The organism is Paraburkholderia sp. BL18I3N2 (genome assembly GCF_003001875.1).
GTDB classification, from domain to species: domain Bacteria; phylum Pseudomonadota; class Gammaproteobacteria; order Burkholderiales; family Burkholderiaceae; genus Paraburkholderia; species Paraburkholderia phytofirmans.
Map to the genome: position 1 here is coordinate 165,853 of NZ_PVNC01000001.1, position 17,553 is coordinate 183,405.

Here is a 17,553-nt window from a genome sequence, read left to right on the forward strand (position 1 = left end):
CGCGACAATGGCAAGTCAAGCTTCCAGGCGCGCACAGAGCGCGAATCTGCCTGCTCTCACGGGCCGCGAGAACTATCAGGTGATGGCGTCGTCGCGCCGTACTTCGAGCGGCACCGTGCCGACGCTGAAAGTGATCCGCTTGAGCGACGAACGGGTGATCTACCCGTTCCAGGGGCACGCCGACATGCCTTTTTTCGAACGCGCCGAAGCCGCGCAGTCGTTCGCCGAAACCTATGGCTGGCAATTGGTGGATGGCGACATCGCAGTGCCGGAATGACGCGCTGAATGCAGAGCCAAGCAATCTCGCGATGCAACGGCAATCGAGCGGCAAGACACAACGCCACGCCTGCGTGGCCGGGCAAGCCGCCACCTCGCCACCGCAAATCACCCAACGCGAAGGGCTGCGTAGCGGCGCATGACGACAGGCCCGCCGCGCTACCGGCGACTAAATCTTCCCGCCACCATCCATGCCGCTACCGCGGCGCCACACTTCCTTGCCGCGTTCTGACAATTCGCCGCTGCTATGCGCGGCGTCCGCCTCCGTACCATCGACCGCCATCTCGCCTCCGGCTTGTTCCTGTGCCCGCTGCTTTTCCTTCTTCCGAGCAGCGACGGCTTCGTCGTGGGATTTACCTGCGTAATTCGAATTCATGGCTCGTTCCTCCATCAATTGGACGTGCTTGTGCGGCGCACGTCACGGTCGTTTATGCCTGACGCGTCAATTTCGGCCCGAACGGGACGGTAGCAAACATCCGTTTGCCTAAAAACGTCCTAGGCCGAAAGCATGCTTGATTGACAAGGCAAAAGTACCAGTTATCCACAAGGTTATTCAGCGAATCTGTGGATAACTTTGTGCGATGCAAACTTATCCACAGCACCTTTCTCCGTCGTACATGCCCCAATAGTCATGGTGCCGTTATTTCGGCGCCCGCCGTCCCCGCCCGCCCTGGCTTTTGCCTATGATGGACAGTTCGTAACCCTTTGCGCCTCGAGCGCCTCACATAAGGAAGCGAATCATGGCCTATCACATTGCAGTCGTCGTTGGCAGCTTGCGTCGAGAGTCGTTCAACCGGCAGTTGGCCCAGGCGGTCATTTCGCTGGCGCCGTCAGACTTCACCTTCGAATTCATCGATATAGGCTCATTGCCGCTCTACAGCCAAGACTACGACGCCGACTACCCGGAAGCCGGCAAGCACTTGAAGCAGCGCATCGAAGCGACCGACGGCCTGCTGTTCGTCACCCCCGAATACAACCGCTCCATACCCGGCGTGCTAAAAAATGCGCTCGATTGGGGTTCGCGCCCGTGGGGCACCAATTCCTGGGGCGGCAAGCCCGGTGCCGTGATCGGCACGTCGCTGGGCGCGACCGGCACGGCGTTGGCGCAACAGCATCTGCGCAATGTGCTGGCGTATCTCGATGTCCCGGTGCTCGGGCAACCCGAAGTGTTCATCAAGCACGATGCGACGGTCATCAACGAAAAAGGCGAGATCCTGAACGACGGTACGCGCAAGTTTCTACAGACTTTCGTCGATCGCTACGTTGCATGGGTCAAACGTCTGGGCGCAGCTTAATGCGGCCGGCGCGGTAACAGCGCGAGACAGGAACAAGCCGATCGCAAGACGGAAGGCGGCGGCATGCCGTAACCGCACGGCCTGCCGCCGCGAACGCTTTCACGTTCAGACGTGATGGTGCCCGGTCACCCGCTCCCAGCCGTGACGCACGGCTAGCTTGAAACGCTCCCATGTGCTGTCCGGCGAGGTGCTTTCCCAATGGCGTCGTGCTTCCGGTTCGACGTCGTCCCACGGCTGGTCGCGATAGCGCATGTCCTTGCCGATCTCCGCGCCATAGCGGTAGGCCGGCACGTAGTCTTCGTAACGTGCGTTTTCGGCGGCGTACTGCTCGTCGTAGTGCGCGCGGAAATCTTCCTCGTACTCGAGATATTCGTTCGGCATCTGCCCGCCTAGACCGGCGTTCGGCTGACCTGCCTCGGAAACAACTTCGGACGGCTGCATGACCGCACCCGAGCCCGGCACTGACCCCGCGGCGATCGCGCTACGGCCCACGTCGCCGACCAGCGGGTCCGTCACCGGTTCGTTGATCGGATCCACCACGGGCCGCTCGCTGAGCGGCGGCGGCACGAACGGCTCGGCGTCGGTGCTGCCCGGCGGCACCGTGTACCGTGGCTCAGTCATCGTGGCAGGCCGTTCATATGCTGCAGCGTCCGCAGCGGCGGCGGTCGCAGCCTGCTTCGACACACTCGATGTACGCGGCGTACCAGGCGTCGCGGCGCCGATGCCGAGTTCGTCAAGGACGGAGTGCTCGCGGCCGGTTTCATCGATTGGTGTGTCCCAATCGGGCGCGCGTTCACCGATGTCGGTGGCGCCTAGCCTGGTCAAGGTATTGCGAGCGAGGTCTGCATGCGCTTCACTCACCGCGTTGACGCACACCAGCACGGCGCCGCGGCGCACAGCCTCGGTGTAGCGTGCGGTTTCCGTGGCACGTGGACCGCTGGCAAACAGGCTCGACAGGAAGCGTTCGATATTCGCCAGCACGCCCGAACTGGCAACTTCGTCGGTTGCCGAGCCGACCGACGGTTCCGGATTCGCCTGCAATTCAATCGTGTCGCGGCCGAAACCAGCCTGGACGAGCGAATCGCGCGCGGCTTCCGCTTGCGCATAGGTGTCGAATAAACCAATCACGGTGTGTCGCATGGCTGTCTCCCGACGTAATTTAGGCACAACGGACGACGCGCCAACGCGCCGCCCCTCCCGCTGTATTCGCCGCAACGATCATGCCGGGCCCCCGTCTGGCGGACATACGGGCCTGCTGGCGCGCACCCGCGCGCGACGTGCACAAAAAAAGCGCGGCGTGACGCTGCCGCGCTTTTACAACCGCCGGTAAATGCCAGACCTGGACCAACGTCTGCCGACGCCGCCTTACTCCGCCGTATGCGCCGCCGGGTCGGCGCCCGTCTGCGCCAGCTCGCGCTGGATTGTTTGCAGAAGTTCTTCCAGCAAGCCGATATCGAAAGGCTTGGACAGCACGCGCACGTCGACGTGGCGCGCCCGGTCGAGTTCTTCGGCGTAGCCGGTGACCAGAATGACCGGCAGTTTGGTGTGGAATGCAAGCACCGCCTCGGCCAGATCGATGCCGTTCAGGGTGCCGGGCATGTGGATATCGGACAGCACCAGATCGAACGGCAGCGGTTCGCCGGTGCGCGCTTGCCGCGCGTGGGCGTCGTCGAACAGGCGCAGCGCCGTGTCGGCGTTGAAGACGCACGTGACCTGATGGCCCATCATCTGCAGCAAGGCTTCGGTGCCGGCGGCCACTTCCTCGTTGTCCTCGACCAGCAGAATGCGCAAGCCCGGCGGCGCGCCGCTCTCCTCAGCGCCGGAGTCCGGCGGCCCGTCGACTTCAGGCTCAGCCGTGGCGCGCGGCAAATAGAGACGCACGGACGTACCCGCACCAACTGCGCTGTCGATCGCGGCGAGGCCGCCGGAGCGCTCGCAGAACGCGAAAACCTGCGGCAAGCCGAGTCCCGTGCCCATGCCCTTCGGCTTGGTCGTGAACAGCGGTTCGAAGGCGCGCGCGAGCACCTCGGGTGCCATGCCCGCGCCGGTATCTTCGAGCGAGAGTTGCACGAAGTCGCCCGTCAGCGGGAAGCCTTCTTCGTGCCGGAAATGGATGTTGGTGGCGCGCACCGTGAAGCGCCCGCCGTTGGGCATGGCGTCGCGTGCGTTCACCGCGACGTTGATGAGCGCCAACTCCAGTTCGGCGACGTCGACGCGCATCGGCCAGATCTCGACGCCGATATCGATCACCAGCGACACCTTCGCGCCGAGCGAGGCGCGCAGCAACTCGCGGCACGCCGGCAGCCAGCGTTCGAGCGACAGCGTCTCGTTGCGCAGCGGCTGCTTGCGCGCCACGCCGAGCAATTGCCGCGTAAGCGACTCGCCGCTCTTGAGCGCCCGCTCCATCGCCGACAATTCGCGGTCCAGGCCCGTTACGCCGCGCCGCCGTGCGATCTGCACGTTGGCCGAGAGGATCATCAGCAGATTGTTGAAGTCGTGCGCGACGCTGCCGACCAGCGTGCCCAGCGCTTCCATCTTGCGCGACTGACGATACGCCGATTCGATCGAACGGCGCATGGACGCCTCGGCCTGCCAGCGCTCCCACGCCTCCTGTTCGGCCCCGAGGCGGCGCAGCGACAACCAGATCACGCACCACAAGGCAATGGACGGCGTGAACATCGACAGGATCAGCACGCCGAGGTGCCGGTACCACGCGGCCCAGATCGCCGAGGCACGATAGCCGCACACCACATACACCGGATACGAACCGACATGGCGGAACGCGAGAATCAGATCTTCGCCGTCGACGTTCGAATGCATGCGCACCACGCCGGCCCGCCGTCCTTGCGCGAGGGCTTCGGCGAACGGTGTTCGCGGGGCCATGGCGTTGGGCTCGCGCGGCGTGCGGGGATAGTGTGCGAGGATCGAGCCGTCTGCGCGTACGAGGCTCATGGTCATCGGCGTGCCGTTGCTGCTGCCGCTGCCGCCGAGCAGTTCGCGGTAGAACGCGTCGAAATAGCTCGGCCGCAGCGCGACGGAAACCACGCCGGCGAACGAGCCGTCGGCGCCAAGCCGTTCGACGCCCATATTGAACACCTGTTCGCCGGCGACGTGCCCCGTCATGACCTTCGACACATGCTCCAGATCCTTGCCGTCGCGAATGCCGATGAAATCTTCACGCTCGCCGACCGAGATGGCCGGCGCCGGCAGGTAGCGGCTGCTGGCGAGCAGGGCGCCGTCGCGCCCGAAGATCGACACCGCGGCCACTTGCGGATAGCCGCCGCCCATGACGCGCAGTTTCTCGTGAATGGCGGCTTCGCGGGCGCGAATGCCGTCGTCGTCCAGTCCCTCGGTCAGATCGACGATGCGCGCGTCGAGCGTCTCGTTCATGTCGAACACTTTCAGCGCGTGCTCTTCGGCGATCCGCACGGTACGCAGCGTCATGTCGGTGGCGTCAGCATCTCGCGCGCGCAAATCGCTGATGGCCATGGCCGCGACATAGACGCATGGCAGCACGATCGCCACGATCAGCAGCGCGATCAGCGTGATGCGCCGCACATGGAAGTTCTGTTCCGGCACGGCGGGAAACAACGCCTCATCTTGCCGGCTAGCGGCAAGGCGGCTCGCGGGCGGCGGTTCGAACCGGTCTGGTGTCATTGTCGATAAAGCAAAGGTCGTTCGGGACGCGGAGGCCGGGAGTCAGCATCATACGAGAAGCATAGACACGGAGCGGCGGTAGAAGTACACCGCAGCAAACGGGCCGCAGTGAGACCGCTTGCAGCGCTGCCGCAAGCGGCGACTCATTTGTCTGCTTTTAAAACAGCGACGAATCGAGAAGCGCAAACGTACACAAAAGTATGGAAGCAATAAATTCGTTCCGAATCTACCAAAATATTTTCATAAATAGAATTTAATGAGAAAATCTCTTTAATGAAAGTGAAATTGGCGAGTTGCCTTTCCGCTGTTTTGCTTCGAGAATCAGCGTCATGATAAAAATGCGTCCGCCATGTTCGGATGCATCTGCCGCGAGGGCACCCAGCCAAACCACGCGTACAACGCGTGGCGGAAGGCGTTCGCGGAATCACGTGCGCGGCAAGGGACCAGCCCGATCCACGAAGCCGCGCAGATTCATCTACGGGGTAGGCTTCGAATATGCCGGTCATCGCCGTCGTCCACCGTGCGCGTACGCTTTCAGGCGTGCCCACCGGTTCCGTCCATCGCGCCTCGCCGCGCGAGCTTCCCCCTCGGCCTCAATCCGGATTTCAGCAACTTTCAGCGCGCTTCGCCGCTGGTCGACAGACTTCGCGCTAAAGAATCCACCTTGATCCGCCGTTAACGCGAATGAGCTAATTCCGCTTTCCGACCCGCCCATGTCTTTGCCTATTGTGATCGCCGATGATTCGTTGCTTGCCCGCAAAGTGCTCACCAAGGCATTGCCGCCGGACTGGGACGTCGACGTGTCTTACGCATCGAACGGGCGCGAAGCGCTTGCTTTGTATCGTGAAGGCAAAGCGTCGGTGATGTTCCTCGACCTGACCATGCCGGACATGACCGGCTATCAGGTGCTGGAAGCGCTGCAGCACGAGGATCTGAACACCTTCGTCATCGTCGTCTCCGCCGATGTTCAGCCGATGGCCCAGTCGCGCGTGCGTGCGCTCGGCGCCGTGGCGTTCATCGCGAAGCCCGTGACGCCCGAGGCGGTACTACCCATCCTCAAGGAGTACGGGTTGTATGTCTGAGCCAGTCCTCAACGAAGATCAGCGCGACGCGCTGCAGGAGGTCGCCAATCTGGCGATGGGCCAAGCCGCGACGCGTCTTGCGCGGCTGCTCGATGCGTTCATCGAATTGTCAGTGCCGCGCGTGAAGGTGGTGGAGGTCAGCGAGGCGGCGCAGGCGCTGCGGGAGATGACCGGGATCGAGGACACGGTGAGCGCGGTGCGCCAGGGCTTCCGCTCCGATATCAAGGGCGAGGCGCTGGTGATCTGCCGCAGCGACAGCATCGAGCAACTGTGTGCGCTCGTCAGCGATCCGTATTCGCGCTCGGCCTACGAGGCGGTGAGCCAGACAGAGCTGATGTTCGACGTGGCCAACGTGCTGACCGGCGCCTGCGTGTCGTGCATCCTGGACCAGCTCGGCCGCACGCCGGTCTTCTCCGCGCCGGGTTTGCTCGGCGAAGCCATGACGCTCGACGAAGTCTTCCAGCCCGGCGTGCTGCAGTGGGAAGTGGCCTTGCTGGTCGAAGTGAATTTCGCGCTCGAAGACCAAAGTTTCCGCGCGCACCTCGTCATGCTGATGGCCGAGGAATCGATTCGCCACATGAACGGGGCGCTCGACGCGCTGCTGTCGAGCCTATGAATGCGCCCGTGGACTCACTGAGCGATCTGGTGGTCGAACGCGTCGGTTTCGGCATCTTCGTGCTGGACCGCGACATGAACGTGCTCATGTGGAATCGCTTCATGCAGGATCACAGCGGATTGACACCGGACCAGGTGGTCGGCAAGTCGCTGTACACGCATTTTCCGGAATTGCCGCGCGTGTGGCTGTCGCGCAAGATCGAAAGCGTATTCCAGCTTGGCAGCTTTGCGTTCAGTTCGTGGGAACAGCGCCCGTATCTCTTCAAGTTCGATCACGACCGGCCGATTACCGGCGGCGTCGACTTCATGCAGCAGGACTGCACCTTCATGCCGCTCATGCGCGAGCGCGAAGTGGTGGCCGTGTGCGTCACCATTTCCGACGTCACGCACGTGAGCATCGTGCAGCGCGAACGCGAGGAAGCGGTCGCAAAGCTGCAGGAATATGCCGATCGCGACGGCCTGACGGGCATCGCCAACCGCCGTTTCTTCGAAGCGCGCCTGCGCGACGAATACACGCGCTGGCAGCGCTACGGCGGCGATATGTCGGTGCTGCTGTTCGATCTCGATCACTTCAAGAAAATCAACGACCAGTTCGGCCACGGTGTCGGCGATACGGTGTTGCGCGTGATGGCGCAGCGCGTCGCCGATGTGGTGCGGGCGCAGGACACCTTTGGGCGCTTCGGTGGCGAGGAGTTCGCGTTGCTGCTGCCGTGCACACCGCTCGAGGACGCGATGCGCGTCGCGGAAAAGATCCGCTGCACGATTGCCGACACGCCGGTCGAAGTGCACGGCACCGGCGTGCCGGTGACGGCGAGCGTTGGCGGCGCGTCGGCGCGGGTCGGCGTGCCTTCGTATGACGTGCTCATCAACGAGGCCGACGCCGCGCTTTACAGCGCGAAGCGGCAAGGACGCAACCGCTCGGTCGCGTTCGTCTGAGGACATCACACGGCAGCGGCGCCGCACCTCGCACGAGACGCGTTTCAAGCCTGCAGCAAGCCGCCTGACGCACCGCCCCGCCGCCGCCAGACTTTCTTCCGGCCCCACATCCGCCGACGAAACTGCGGCATCTCACAAACGTTGATATACTTTTCGCCGTTTCCGGCCTCCCAGCCGGGTGTTTCGCGCGTGTCCGCGCGCGCGTGCCGCCAGCCCTGCGGGTGGCCATCAAACTTCTTGAACGCCTTTCAGCGGGCGCCTCCAGCGGAGATCGTCTTGGCTGTTTCCAATCTTGTCGTGGACGATACAGAAATCGACGCCGCTGCCGCCACGTCCGGCAGCTCGTTCTATCTCGCCATGCGCATCCTGCCGGCCGCGCAGCGCGATGCGATGTATCAGGTCTACGCCTTCTGCCGCGCCGTCGACGACATCGCCGACAGCGACCTGCCGCGCGCCGAACGCGCCGCCGCGCTCGAGCGCTGGCGTGCCGATATCGACGCGTGCTACGCCGGCGCGCCGCGCGCTTCGCTGCGCGCGCTGACGCGGCACATTCACACGTTTCACCTGCAACGCGAAGATTTTCACGCGATGATCGACGGCATGGCGATGGACGCCGCCGAAGACATCTGCGCACCCGACGAAGCCACGCTCGACCTCTATTGCGACCGCGTCGCCAGCGCGGCGGGCCGTCTATCGGTGAGGATATTCGGGATGCAGGAAGAGCCCGGCCGTTTGCTCGCGCATCATCTGGGCCGCGCGCTGCAGCTCACCAACATCCTGCGCGATATCGACGAAGACGCCGGCATCAACCGCTGTTATCTGCCGCACGAACTGCTGGCGCGCGAAGGCATTGCGGTGACGAATCCCACGCAGATCGCCGACGACCCGTCACTGCCGCGCGTGTGCGCCACGCTCGCCGAGCGGGCCAAGGAGCACTTCGCCGCCTCCGACGCGATCATGGATCGCGAGCCGCGCAACCACGTGCGCGCGCCGCGCATCATGTCGGGCGTGTATCGCTTGCTGCTCGAACGGACGCTGGAGCGCGGCTTCGACATTCCGCGCACGAAGGTCAGCAAGCCGAAGCTCCGCATGCTGTGGATCGTCGCGCGTTACGCGCTCTTCTGAGCTGATGCAAAAGCTCGTACATGTGGTCGGCGCAGGCCTTGCCGGGCTGGCCGCCGCAGTGCAGCTGCAGCGGCGCGGCGCGCACGTCGTGCTGCATGAAGCGGCTGCCCAGGCGGGCGGCCGTTGCCGCTCGTACTACGACCCCAAGCTAGGCGCGACGCTGGACACCGGCAATCACATGGTGGTGTCGGGCAATGCCGCGACGCTCAACTACGCGCGGGCGATCGGCGCCGCCGACGAACTGGTTGGTCCCGCCCAGCCCGAATATCCGTTTGTGGATCTGGCCACGCGGGCTCGCTGGACCGTGCGGCTGTCGCCGGGACATTTGCCGTGGTGGGTCTTCGACCCGAACGCGCGCGTGCCGAATACCGGACCGGGCGATTATCTGGCGCTCGCGCCGCTTCTGTTCGCCCGACCGGGACGCAGCGTCGCGCAGACCATGCGTTGCAACGGCCCGTTGTGGGACCGTCTGCTGCGGCCGCTGTTTCACGCGATGCTGAACGTCGAGCCGCGCGATGCGTCGGCGGAACTGACGGGCGCCATGGTGCGCGAAGCGCTGCTTGCCGGCGGCCTCGCGTGCCGGCCGCTGGTGGCGCGCAACGGACTTGGCAGCGCGTTTGTCGATCCGGCCTTGCGCCTGCTGCAACATGGCGGCGCGGCGATCAGGCTGGGTTCGCGCCTGGACGGAATCGTCTTTGCCGCCGACAACCGCCGCGTGCAAGCGCTGCATTTCGCCGACGAGAGCATCACGCTCGACGCGAACCATGCCGTGATTCTCGCGGTGCCGCCAGACATCGCGCAGACGCTCGTGCAAGGTTTGCGCGCACCGACGCGCTTCGCGGCCACCGTCAACGTGCATTTCGCGGTCGAGCCGCCGTTTGGCTTGCCGCAGGTCACGGGGCTGCTCAACGGCACGGCCGAGTGGCTGTTCGCCTTTGAAGGCCGCTTGTCGGTGACCGTCAACGGCGCTGAGCGCTTGCTCGACACGCCGCATGAAGCCCTCGCGGCTACCGTCTGGGCCGAAGTGGCGCAGGCGGCCAGCTTGCCGATCGCGCCGATGCCGGCCTGGCAAGTCGTCGTGGAAAAACGTGCGACGTTTGCCGCGCTGCCGGATCAGGAAACGCGGCGGCCCGGCACGCGCACTCGCTGGAATAACCTCATGCTCGCGGGCGACTGGACGGCTACCGGCCTGCCCGCGACGATAGAAGGCGCGATCCGCTCCGGCCAGAAGGCCGCGGATACGTTGCTGAATGAACCGATGGAACGCCGATGAACGATTTATCTCACGCCCAGCCGCTGGACGCCGTCCTGCCCGATTTCGCCGACGCAGCGCCGAGCGCGCCCGCGCCGGCTGTTACGGGCGAGGCGCCCACGGCGTCGCTCGACGCCGCGATCACGCGCGCGACCGATGCGATTCTCGCCGCGCAGAAGCCCGACGGCCACTGGGTCTACGAACTCGAAGCCGACGCGACGATTCCCGCCGAATACGTGCTGCTGGTTCACTATCTCGGCGAAACGCCGAACCTGGAACTGGAACAGAAGATCGCGCGCTATCTGCGGCGCATCCAGTTGCCCGACGGCGGTTGGCCGCTGTTCACCGACGGCGCGCTCGACATCAGCGCCAGTGTGAAAGCGTATTTCGCACTGAAGATGATCGGCGACCCGGTCGACGCCGAGCATATGGTCCGCGCGCGCGAGGCGATTCTCGCCCACGGCGGCGCCGAAACCGTGAACGTCTTCACGCGGATTCTGCTCGCGCTGTTCGGCGTGGTGTCGTGGCGCGCGGTGCCGATGATGCCCGTCGAGATCATGCTGTTGCCCGTGTGGTTCCCGTTTCATCTGTCGAAGGTGTCGTACTGGGCGCGTACCGTCATCGTGCCGCTGCTCGTGCTCAATGCAAAGCGGCCGGTGGCGCGCAACCCGCGCCGCGTGCGCATCGACGAGCTGTTCCGCGGCGCGCCGGTCAACACCGGCCCGCGCGATCGGGCGCCGCATCAGCACGCCGGCTGGTTCCGGTTTTTCAGCGGCGTGGACGTGTTGCTGCGCGCTGTCGATGGATTGTTCCCCAAGGCCACGCGCGAGCGCGCGGTGCGGCAGGCGGTGGCTTTCGTCGATGAACGGTTGAATGGCGAAGACGGCCTCGGTGCGATTTTCCCCGCGATGGCGAACTCGGTGATGATGTACGACGTGCTCGGTTATCCGGCCGATCATCCGAATCGCGCGATTGCTCGCCAGTCGATCGACAAGCTGCTCGTCATCAAGGATGACGAAGCATATTGCCAGCCGTGTCTGTCGCCGGTGTGGGATACGTCGCTCGCGGCTCATGCGCTGCTCGAAACCGGCGAGGCGCATGCCGAACAGGCCGCCGAACGCGGGCTCGCGTGGCTGCGTCCGCTGCAGATTCTCGACGTGCGCGGCGACTGGATTTCGCGCCGTCCGAATGTGCGGCCTGGCGGCTGGGCGTTCCAGTACAACAACGCGCATTATCCGGACGTCGACGATACGGCGGTGGTCGCCATGGCGATGCAGCGCTCGGCAACGGTGACGCAATCCGATGTGGATCGCGACGCCATTGCGCGTGCGCGTGAATGGGTGGTCGGCATGCAGAGCAGCGACGGCGGCTGGGGCGCGTTCGAGCCGGAAAACACGCAGTACTACCTGAACAACATTCCGTTCTCCGATCACGGCGCCCTGCTCGATCCGCCGACCGCGGACGTCTCGGGCCGTTGCCTGTCGATGCTCGCGCAACTCGGCGAACTGCCGCAGAACAGCGAGCCGGCGCAACGCGCGTTCGACTATATGCTGAAGGAGCAGGAATCGGATGGCAGCTGGTACGGCCGCTGGGGCTTGAACTACATCTATGGCACGTGGACCGCGCTGTGTTCGCTGAACGCTGCCGGCCTGCCACACGACGACCCACGTATGAAGCGCGCAGCGCAGTGGCTCCTGTCGATCCAGAACGAAGACGGCGGCTGGGGCGAGGGCGGCGAGAGCTACAAGCTCGACTACCACGGCTACGAGCGCGCGCCGAGCACGGCTTCGCAAACCGCGTGGGCTCTCATGGGCCTGATGGCGGCCGGCGAGGTCAATCACGAAGCGGTGGCGCGTGGCGTCGCGTACCTGGAGCGTGAACAGCGTGAGCACGGTCTCTGGGACGAAACACGTTTCACCGCGACCGGTTTCCCGCGTGTGTTCTATCTGCGTTATCACGGCTATCGCAAGTTCTTCCCGCTGTGGGCGCTGGCGCGCTTCCGGCATCTGAAGCGTAACGGCCTCACGCGCGTCGCGGTCGGGATGTAAGGGATGCCGTTTTCCACAAGCCTGTCAGCCGATGACGGCCGCAGTCCCTTGCCAGTGATCGTGGTGACGGGCATGGCGTTCGAAGCGCGCATCGCCCGCGGCGAAGGCGTCGAGGTCGTTTACGCGGCGCGCGCCGATCTGCTCGAGCGCGCGTTGAGCGCGGCGGTCGAACGCGGCTGTTCGGGCATCGTCAGTTTTGGCACGGCGGGCGGTTTGGCGCCGGACCTGTTGCCGGGCTCGCTGATCGTCGCGGATGCAGTGGAGGGGCCGTTTGGGCGCCTCCAGACCGATCGGCCATGGTCGGACAGGCTTGCGGCCGCGCTGGCGGCCGGGCCGCTCTCAACGCGTTTGCGGCGCGGTCTCATGGCGGCCGTCACCGCGCCTTTGGTGAGCGCAGGCGACAAGGACGTGCTGCATCGCTCGAACGGCGCGTTGGCGGTGGACATGGAGTCGCACATCGCCGGGGCGAAGGCCGCCGCGCATGGAGTGCCGTTTGCCGTGTGCCGCGCGATCGTCGATCCGGCGTGGCGCACGCTGCCTTCGGCGGCGACCGCCGGCCTGCGCGACGACGGCAGCACGGCGCTGGGCCCGATTCTGCGGGAATTGATCCGCCAGCCGTCGCAACTCGGCGCGCTGATCCAGGTAGCCGTCGACGCCCGGGCGGCGCGACTGTCGCTGGTCCAGGCACGGCGTGCGATCGGCGACGCGGGCGCTTTTCGCTTGGCCATCGCCTGAAACGCGCGTAACTGCGGGACTTTCCTTCTTATTCAGCAGGTATTGAAATATTAGGGAAAACCCTTACGTTTGGTACAATGTCAGTGTTAACCCTAGGTCGTGACGCAAGCTTGCGCGCCTAGGCGCCTTGAACACGGAGTACCAAATGAATTTTCACACCAGAAAGTGGGTCAAGCCCGAAGACCTCAACCCGAACGGCACGTTGTTCGGCGGCAGCCTCCTGCGCTGGATCGACGAAGAAGCCGCGATCTACGCAATCTGCCAGTTGGACAATCAGCGCGTCGTGACCAAGTTCATGTCCGAGATCAATTTCGTCAGTTCGGCGCGGCAGGGCGACATCATCGAACTCGGTATGACGGCCACGCATTTCGGCCGCACGTCGATCACGCTGCGCTGCGAAGTGCGCAACAAGATCACGCGCAAGAGTATCTTGACCGTCGAGAAGATGGTGTTCGTCAATCTTGACGAGAACGGTGAACCGGCGCCTCACGGGCGTACGCAGATCCGTTATGCGGATGAAGCGTTTGCCCGCTATCGCGAGAATTCGCGGCCGGTGCCGCAAGGCGCGGTTGCCGTTGAAGAGGAGCGGGTTGTGTCGCGTGCCGAGGTGGATAGCCTGCATTGAGCCGGTCGATTGGTTCTAACAGGTGGCGGTGCGTTGCGCGCCGAAGCGGTAAGCGGTAATCGGTAACTCGTCCGGCTCTGTGCCGGCGTCGAGTCCGGCTTTACGGGGCGCCCGTTCTGGGCGCCCCGTCTAAATCCCAATACTTATTGCGTCACCGGCGCTGAAGCCGGTTGCGTGCTGTCGGCCGGCGCGGCGGGCGGTGTCGGTGCGGCCGTGCCTGAAGCGCCATTGGGCGCGGCAGCCGGCGCGGCCGGCGTCGACCCTGCCGCGCCGCTCGCGGGCGTTTCGCCTGGATCGCTATAGTTGGGCACGCCGGCCGGCGCGCCCGTGGCAGCGCCGGAGGCGGCATTCGGGGCCTCCGCGGCGTCGCCCGGATCCGCGTAGTTCGGCAGCGCGCCGGCCGCCGGCGCGCCTGCCGCGGGTGCCGCCGAGGCGCCGGAATCGCCCTGATCGTCATAGTTCGGCAGCGGCGCTGCGTTGTCGCCGGTGCCGCGCAGACGCGCACGGCGTTGCTGCGTATAGGCATCGCGCACGAACGAATACTTGTCGAGCGCAGCCTGCTGCAGCAGGTCCGACGCACCCAGCAAGTCTGAACGCACGCTCACGAACTGCAGCACGTACAGCGGATTGCGCACCGCCGGCTCCATGTAGTTCAGCGGGTTGAACTTCACGTCGACGATCAGCCCCATGCTGTCACGCACCGTGCTCGGCCCGAACAGCGGCAGCACGAGGTACGGGCCCGACGGAATGCCCCAGTGACCCAGCGTCAGGCCAAAATCCTGATGATGCTTGGGCAGGCCAGCCGGCGTCGCCCAATCGAGCAGGCCACCCAGACCGAAGGTCGAATTGAACGCGAAACGGACGAAGTCCTCGGTCGCGTCGGTGATCTTCAACTGCAGCAGCGCGTTCGCGGCGTTGGTCAGATCGCCCAGATTCGAGAAGAAGTTGCTCACGGCGGTGCGCAACGGTTGCGGCGTCACCTTCTGGTAACCCTTCGCCACCGGAACGGCGACGTAGCGGTCCACGCCGTCGTTGAAATTGAACACGGCCCGGTTCATCGGTTCGAACGGGTCGCCGGGTTTGCGGTCGGGGCCGGTGGCGCAGCCAGAGATCAAACCGGTCGCGACGACCGCCAGCGCGGCGTTACGCAGCTTCATGCTTATATTCCTTTTTGCTTTGCGCGACGTGAGCGCGGCTTGCCCATCAACACGGGTTGAAACACCACTGCGCCGATCAGTGTGCAGAACAGCGAGAGCGCCAGCAAGCGCCCCATGCTCGACGTCCCCGGATGGTGCGACAGCCAGAGGCTGCCGAACGCTGTTGCCGTGGTCGCCGCGCTGAACAGCACAGCGTGGGTCAGGCTCGACTGCAGTAGACCAGTCTGACCGTGGCGCCACGCCATCACGAAGTAGATCTTGAACGCTACGCCGACGCCGAGCATCAGCGGCAAAGCGATGATATTCGCAAAGTTCAGCGGCATGCCGAATACCACGCACAACTCGAGCGTCACGAGCGCCGACACGAGCAGCGGAACCAGCGTGCGCAGCATGTCGCCGACGCGCCGCAGCGCGATCCACAGCAGGATCGCAATCGATACGAGCGCGTAGCCGGCGGCCTGCAGGAACGCCTTGATGATGGTATCGGCCGAATGCAGGATCGAGATCGGCCCGCCGATCGCGCCCGGCTCCGCCTTCTTCACCGCATGCGCGAAGTGGGCGAGCATGACGTCGTCGTTCGGATCGGTGCCGGGTTTTACCTTCGGCGAGATGTCGACGAGCGCGCGGCCGTCCTTCGAGACCCAGGCTTTCGAGATTTCCTTGGGCAGATTCTCGCGGGTGATCTCGGTGGGTTGCAGCAGGTTGGCCAGCTGCTTCAACGCGATGCGCAGCGTCTCGGACATCGCGGTTTCGGCGCGATCGCGCGTGGCGGCGTCGGCGGCGGCTAACTTCTGCAAAGTGGCGGACAGATGCTTGGCTTCGGCGGCGCCGGGGCCCGGGTGATCGTCGGCGGCGAGCGAAAGTTGGTTCGACGCGCGCTTGAGCGCGGCGACGCGCACGGCGTCCGTCGCCTGTTGCGCGGGCTGTTGCTGCAGAGCGGGCAATAGCTGCTGCGCGGCGCTCGCGATCAGCATCAGCTTTTGCTGCTGGTCGGCGGGAACGAAGGTGTCGAGCGTGTTGACGCGGCCCACTTCCGGCAACGTGCGCAGATGGGCGGCCATGCGGTCGGCGTCGGCGAGCGAGGGCGCGAGCACATGCACGTTGTTGACCGCGGCCTCCGGCGAATCCTTCAGCGACAACAGCGTCTCCATCGACTCCGTATGCGGGTCCTTCAAATGCAGCGGGTTGAAGTCGAAGCGCAGATGCGTGAGCAACGGCGTGGCCCCGATCACGACGATCAGCGTGCCGATCAGCACCGGCTTGCGATGATGATCGAGAAAATCGTCGACCGGCGCGAGTTGCTTGAAGCCGGGCGAACCGGCTTCGCCTGGTGGCCTGAAAATCTTCAGCAGGGCCGGCAGCAAAGTCATGTTGGTGAAGTACGCGACGAACATGCCGACGCCCGCGATCTCGCCCAACTCGGACACGCCGCGGTAAGCCGTCGGCAGGAACGAAAAGAAGCTCAATGCGACCGCAATCGCCGCGAGCGTGAGCGGCACGCCGATACTGTGCGACGTGTGCATCAGCGCAGCGGAAAGCCGGTTGTCGCGATTGCGCTCCTCACGATACTTGACGCCGAACTGCACGCCGAAATCGACCCCGAGCCCGACGAACAGAACCATGAAGGCGACCGAAATCATGTTGAGCGCGCCCACCAGCATCAAGCCGAGCGCCGCGGTGATCGCGAGCCCGACGAACAGCGTGATGAACACGGCGGCGATCATGCGGCCCGAGCGCAGCGCCAGCCACAAAATGATCAGCACGACGATGAAGGTGCCGATACCGTTGAGCGCCGCGCCGTCCTTGACCGAAGCGAACTCTTCGTCGGCGAGCGGCTGTTCGCCGGTCAGACGGACGGTGGCGCCGTAGCGCGAATCGAGGTGCAGCGCGGCGGCGGTGTCGCGGATCGACTTCGACGCCGACGCGCCCGGCTCCAGCGCGTCGTAGTTTACGACCGGCTGCACGATGACGAAGGCGCGCGCGGGCTCGGCAGCTGCGCTCTTGTCGACCAGCGCGCGCCACGAGAAGGCGGCCGGCTGGCCGGCCAGCACGCGGTCGAGCGTGCTCGCGCTTTGCGACAGCAGATGGCTCATGTCGCCGAGCTTCACTTGACCGAGCTGAAGCGGCAGCAACAGACTCGTGGTCAGCGTGCCGGCAAGGCCGGTCAGGCTGGGATCGTGGGCAAGGGCATTGACGAGCGGGCGCGACTGGACGAGCTGCGAGGTGGTCGACATGACCTCGTCGAGGGACGGGAACAGCAGGCCATTGTGTTCGAAGAACGGGCCGCCAGCCGGTTGCGAAACTGCGACGAACTCCTTGGGATCGGCCTTGAGAGCGGTGGTCAGGGCTTGCGCGGCGGCATCGGCGAATTCCGGCGCGCGTGCTTCGACGACCACCAGCACGGTTTGACCGCGATCGGGAAAGGCCTCGTCCACAGCGTGTTCGAGCGCCGACCATTGCTTGTCGTTCTCGATGAGACGGCTGATGTCCGTGTTGATCTTGAAGTTATAGGCAACGTAGAAACCGCTCAGAACGGCGAGCACGAGCGACAGCGCGACGACCTTTATCGGATGACGCACTGAATAGGCGACGAGACGGACAATAGATGACTTCAGCATGTAGGCGAACGTGGCCTTATCACGGTTGTTGTTTTTGACGAAAGTGCACAAGTATACAGAGCCGGAGGGCTCAGTCTCCGGTTCGGTAGCAAGTGCGGCTCCCGCACACGCTCTGCGGGCGGGAACGCAATC

15 protein-coding genes are annotated in these 17,553 nt (G+C 64.8%); 10 read left to right on the forward strand and 5 right to left on the reverse strand.

The features are described from left to right. The first annotated feature begins 7 nt into the window (after positions 1-7). The gene (locus B0G75_RS00725) at positions 8-277 is read left to right on the forward strand and encodes a DUF6723 family protein (protein ID WP_258194198.1); all 270 of its coding nucleotides are present in this window, start codon (positions 8-10) and stop codon (positions 275-277) included. A 168-nt stretch (positions 278-445) separates the two neighbouring features. Here B0G75_RS00725 and B0G75_RS00730 read toward each other — a convergent pair whose 3' ends face one another. Beyond that, complete coding sequence (locus tag B0G75_RS00730; protein ID WP_106299703.1) at positions 446-652, reverse strand: hypothetical protein; 207 nt, start codon at positions 650-652, stop codon at positions 446-448. Between the two features lie 364 nt (positions 653-1,016). Between B0G75_RS00730 and B0G75_RS00735 the strand changes: the two genes are divergently transcribed. Beyond that, positions 1,017-1,571 (forward strand): NADPH-dependent FMN reductase, encoded by a 555-nt coding sequence (locus B0G75_RS00735; protein ID WP_106299705.1) that lies wholly within the window; start codon positions 1,017-1,019, stop codon positions 1,569-1,571. Between the two features lie 105 nt (positions 1,572-1,676). On the opposite strand, the gene B0G75_RS00740 is transcribed toward B0G75_RS00735, so the two are convergent. Both B0G75_RS00740 and B0G75_RS00745 read right to left on the reverse strand, forming a co-directional pair. Beyond that, entirely contained in the window at positions 1,677-2,711 is a 1,035-nt protein-coding gene (locus B0G75_RS00740) for a hypothetical protein (RefSeq protein WP_106299707.1), read from the reverse strand. A gap of 225 nt (positions 2,712-2,936) precedes the next feature. Then, positions 2,937-5,228 carry a hybrid sensor histidine kinase/response regulator gene (locus B0G75_RS00745; protein ID WP_106299709.1) on the reverse strand — a complete coding sequence of 764 codons (2,292 nt, stop codon included), beginning with the start codon at positions 5,226-5,228 and terminating at the stop codon, positions 2,937-2,939. Positions 5,229-5,941: 713 nt separating this feature from the next. On the opposite strand from B0G75_RS00745, the gene B0G75_RS00750 reads away from it, so the two are divergent. The 8 genes from B0G75_RS00750 to B0G75_RS00785 all read left to right on the forward strand — a co-directional run bounded on the left by B0G75_RS00750 (position 5,942) and on the right by B0G75_RS00785 (position 13,646). Continuing rightward, positions 5,942-6,310 (forward strand): response regulator, encoded by a 369-nt coding sequence (locus B0G75_RS00750; protein WP_106299711.1) that lies wholly within the window; start codon positions 5,942-5,944, stop codon positions 6,308-6,310. After that, positions 6,303-6,926, forward strand: a complete 624-nt coding sequence (locus B0G75_RS00755; protein WP_106299713.1) for a chemotaxis protein CheC — start codon at positions 6,303-6,305, stop codon at positions 6,924-6,926. The genes B0G75_RS00750 and B0G75_RS00755 overlap by 8 nt, the downstream gene beginning before the upstream one ends. Next, positions 6,923-7,861 (forward strand): diguanylate cyclase, encoded by a 939-nt coding sequence (locus B0G75_RS00760; RefSeq protein WP_106299715.1) that lies wholly within the window; start codon positions 6,923-6,925, stop codon positions 7,859-7,861. Before B0G75_RS00755 ends, B0G75_RS00760 begins: the two co-directional genes overlap by 4 nt. A 276-nt stretch (positions 7,862-8,137) precedes the next feature. Next, complete coding sequence (gene hpnD, locus B0G75_RS00765) at positions 8,138-8,986, forward strand: presqualene diphosphate synthase HpnD (protein WP_106281481.1); 849 nt, start codon at positions 8,138-8,140, stop codon at positions 8,984-8,986. A 4-nt stretch (positions 8,987-8,990) separates the two neighbouring features. Then, complete coding sequence (hpnE, locus tag B0G75_RS00770) at positions 8,991-10,259, forward strand: hydroxysqualene dehydroxylase HpnE (RefSeq protein ID WP_106299717.1); 1,269 nt, start codon at positions 8,991-8,993, stop codon at positions 10,257-10,259. Then, on the forward strand, positions 10,256-12,286 hold the full coding sequence (shc, locus tag B0G75_RS00775; RefSeq protein ID WP_106299719.1) for a squalene--hopene cyclase: 2,031 nt from the start codon (positions 10,256-10,258) through the stop codon (positions 12,284-12,286). Before hpnE ends, shc begins: the two co-directional genes overlap by 4 nt. Before the next feature lie 3 nt (positions 12,287-12,289). Next, complete coding sequence (locus tag B0G75_RS00780) at positions 12,290-13,021, forward strand: phosphorylase (RefSeq protein ID WP_106299721.1); 732 nt, start codon at positions 12,290-12,292, stop codon at positions 13,019-13,021. Positions 13,022-13,166: 145 nt separating this feature from the next. Continuing rightward, the gene (locus B0G75_RS00785) at positions 13,167-13,646 is read left to right on the forward strand and encodes an acyl-CoA thioesterase (protein WP_106299723.1); all 480 of its coding nucleotides are present in this window, start codon (positions 13,167-13,169) and stop codon (positions 13,644-13,646) included. A gap of 143 nt (positions 13,647-13,789) precedes the next feature. Here the strand turns inward: B0G75_RS00785 and B0G75_RS00790 are convergent, their stop codons facing one another. Together B0G75_RS00790 and B0G75_RS00795 are read right to left on the reverse strand one after the other, a co-directional pair. Then, the gene (locus B0G75_RS00790) at positions 13,790-14,803 is read right to left on the reverse strand and encodes a VacJ family lipoprotein (RefSeq protein ID WP_106299725.1); all 1,014 of its coding nucleotides are present in this window, start codon (positions 14,801-14,803) and stop codon (positions 13,790-13,792) included. Positions 14,804-14,805: 2 nt separating this feature from the next. Next, complete coding sequence (locus B0G75_RS00795) at positions 14,806-17,421, reverse strand: MMPL family transporter (RefSeq protein ID WP_106301733.1); 2,616 nt, start codon at positions 17,419-17,421, stop codon at positions 14,806-14,808. Between the last annotated feature and the right edge of the window lie 132 nt (positions 17,422-17,553).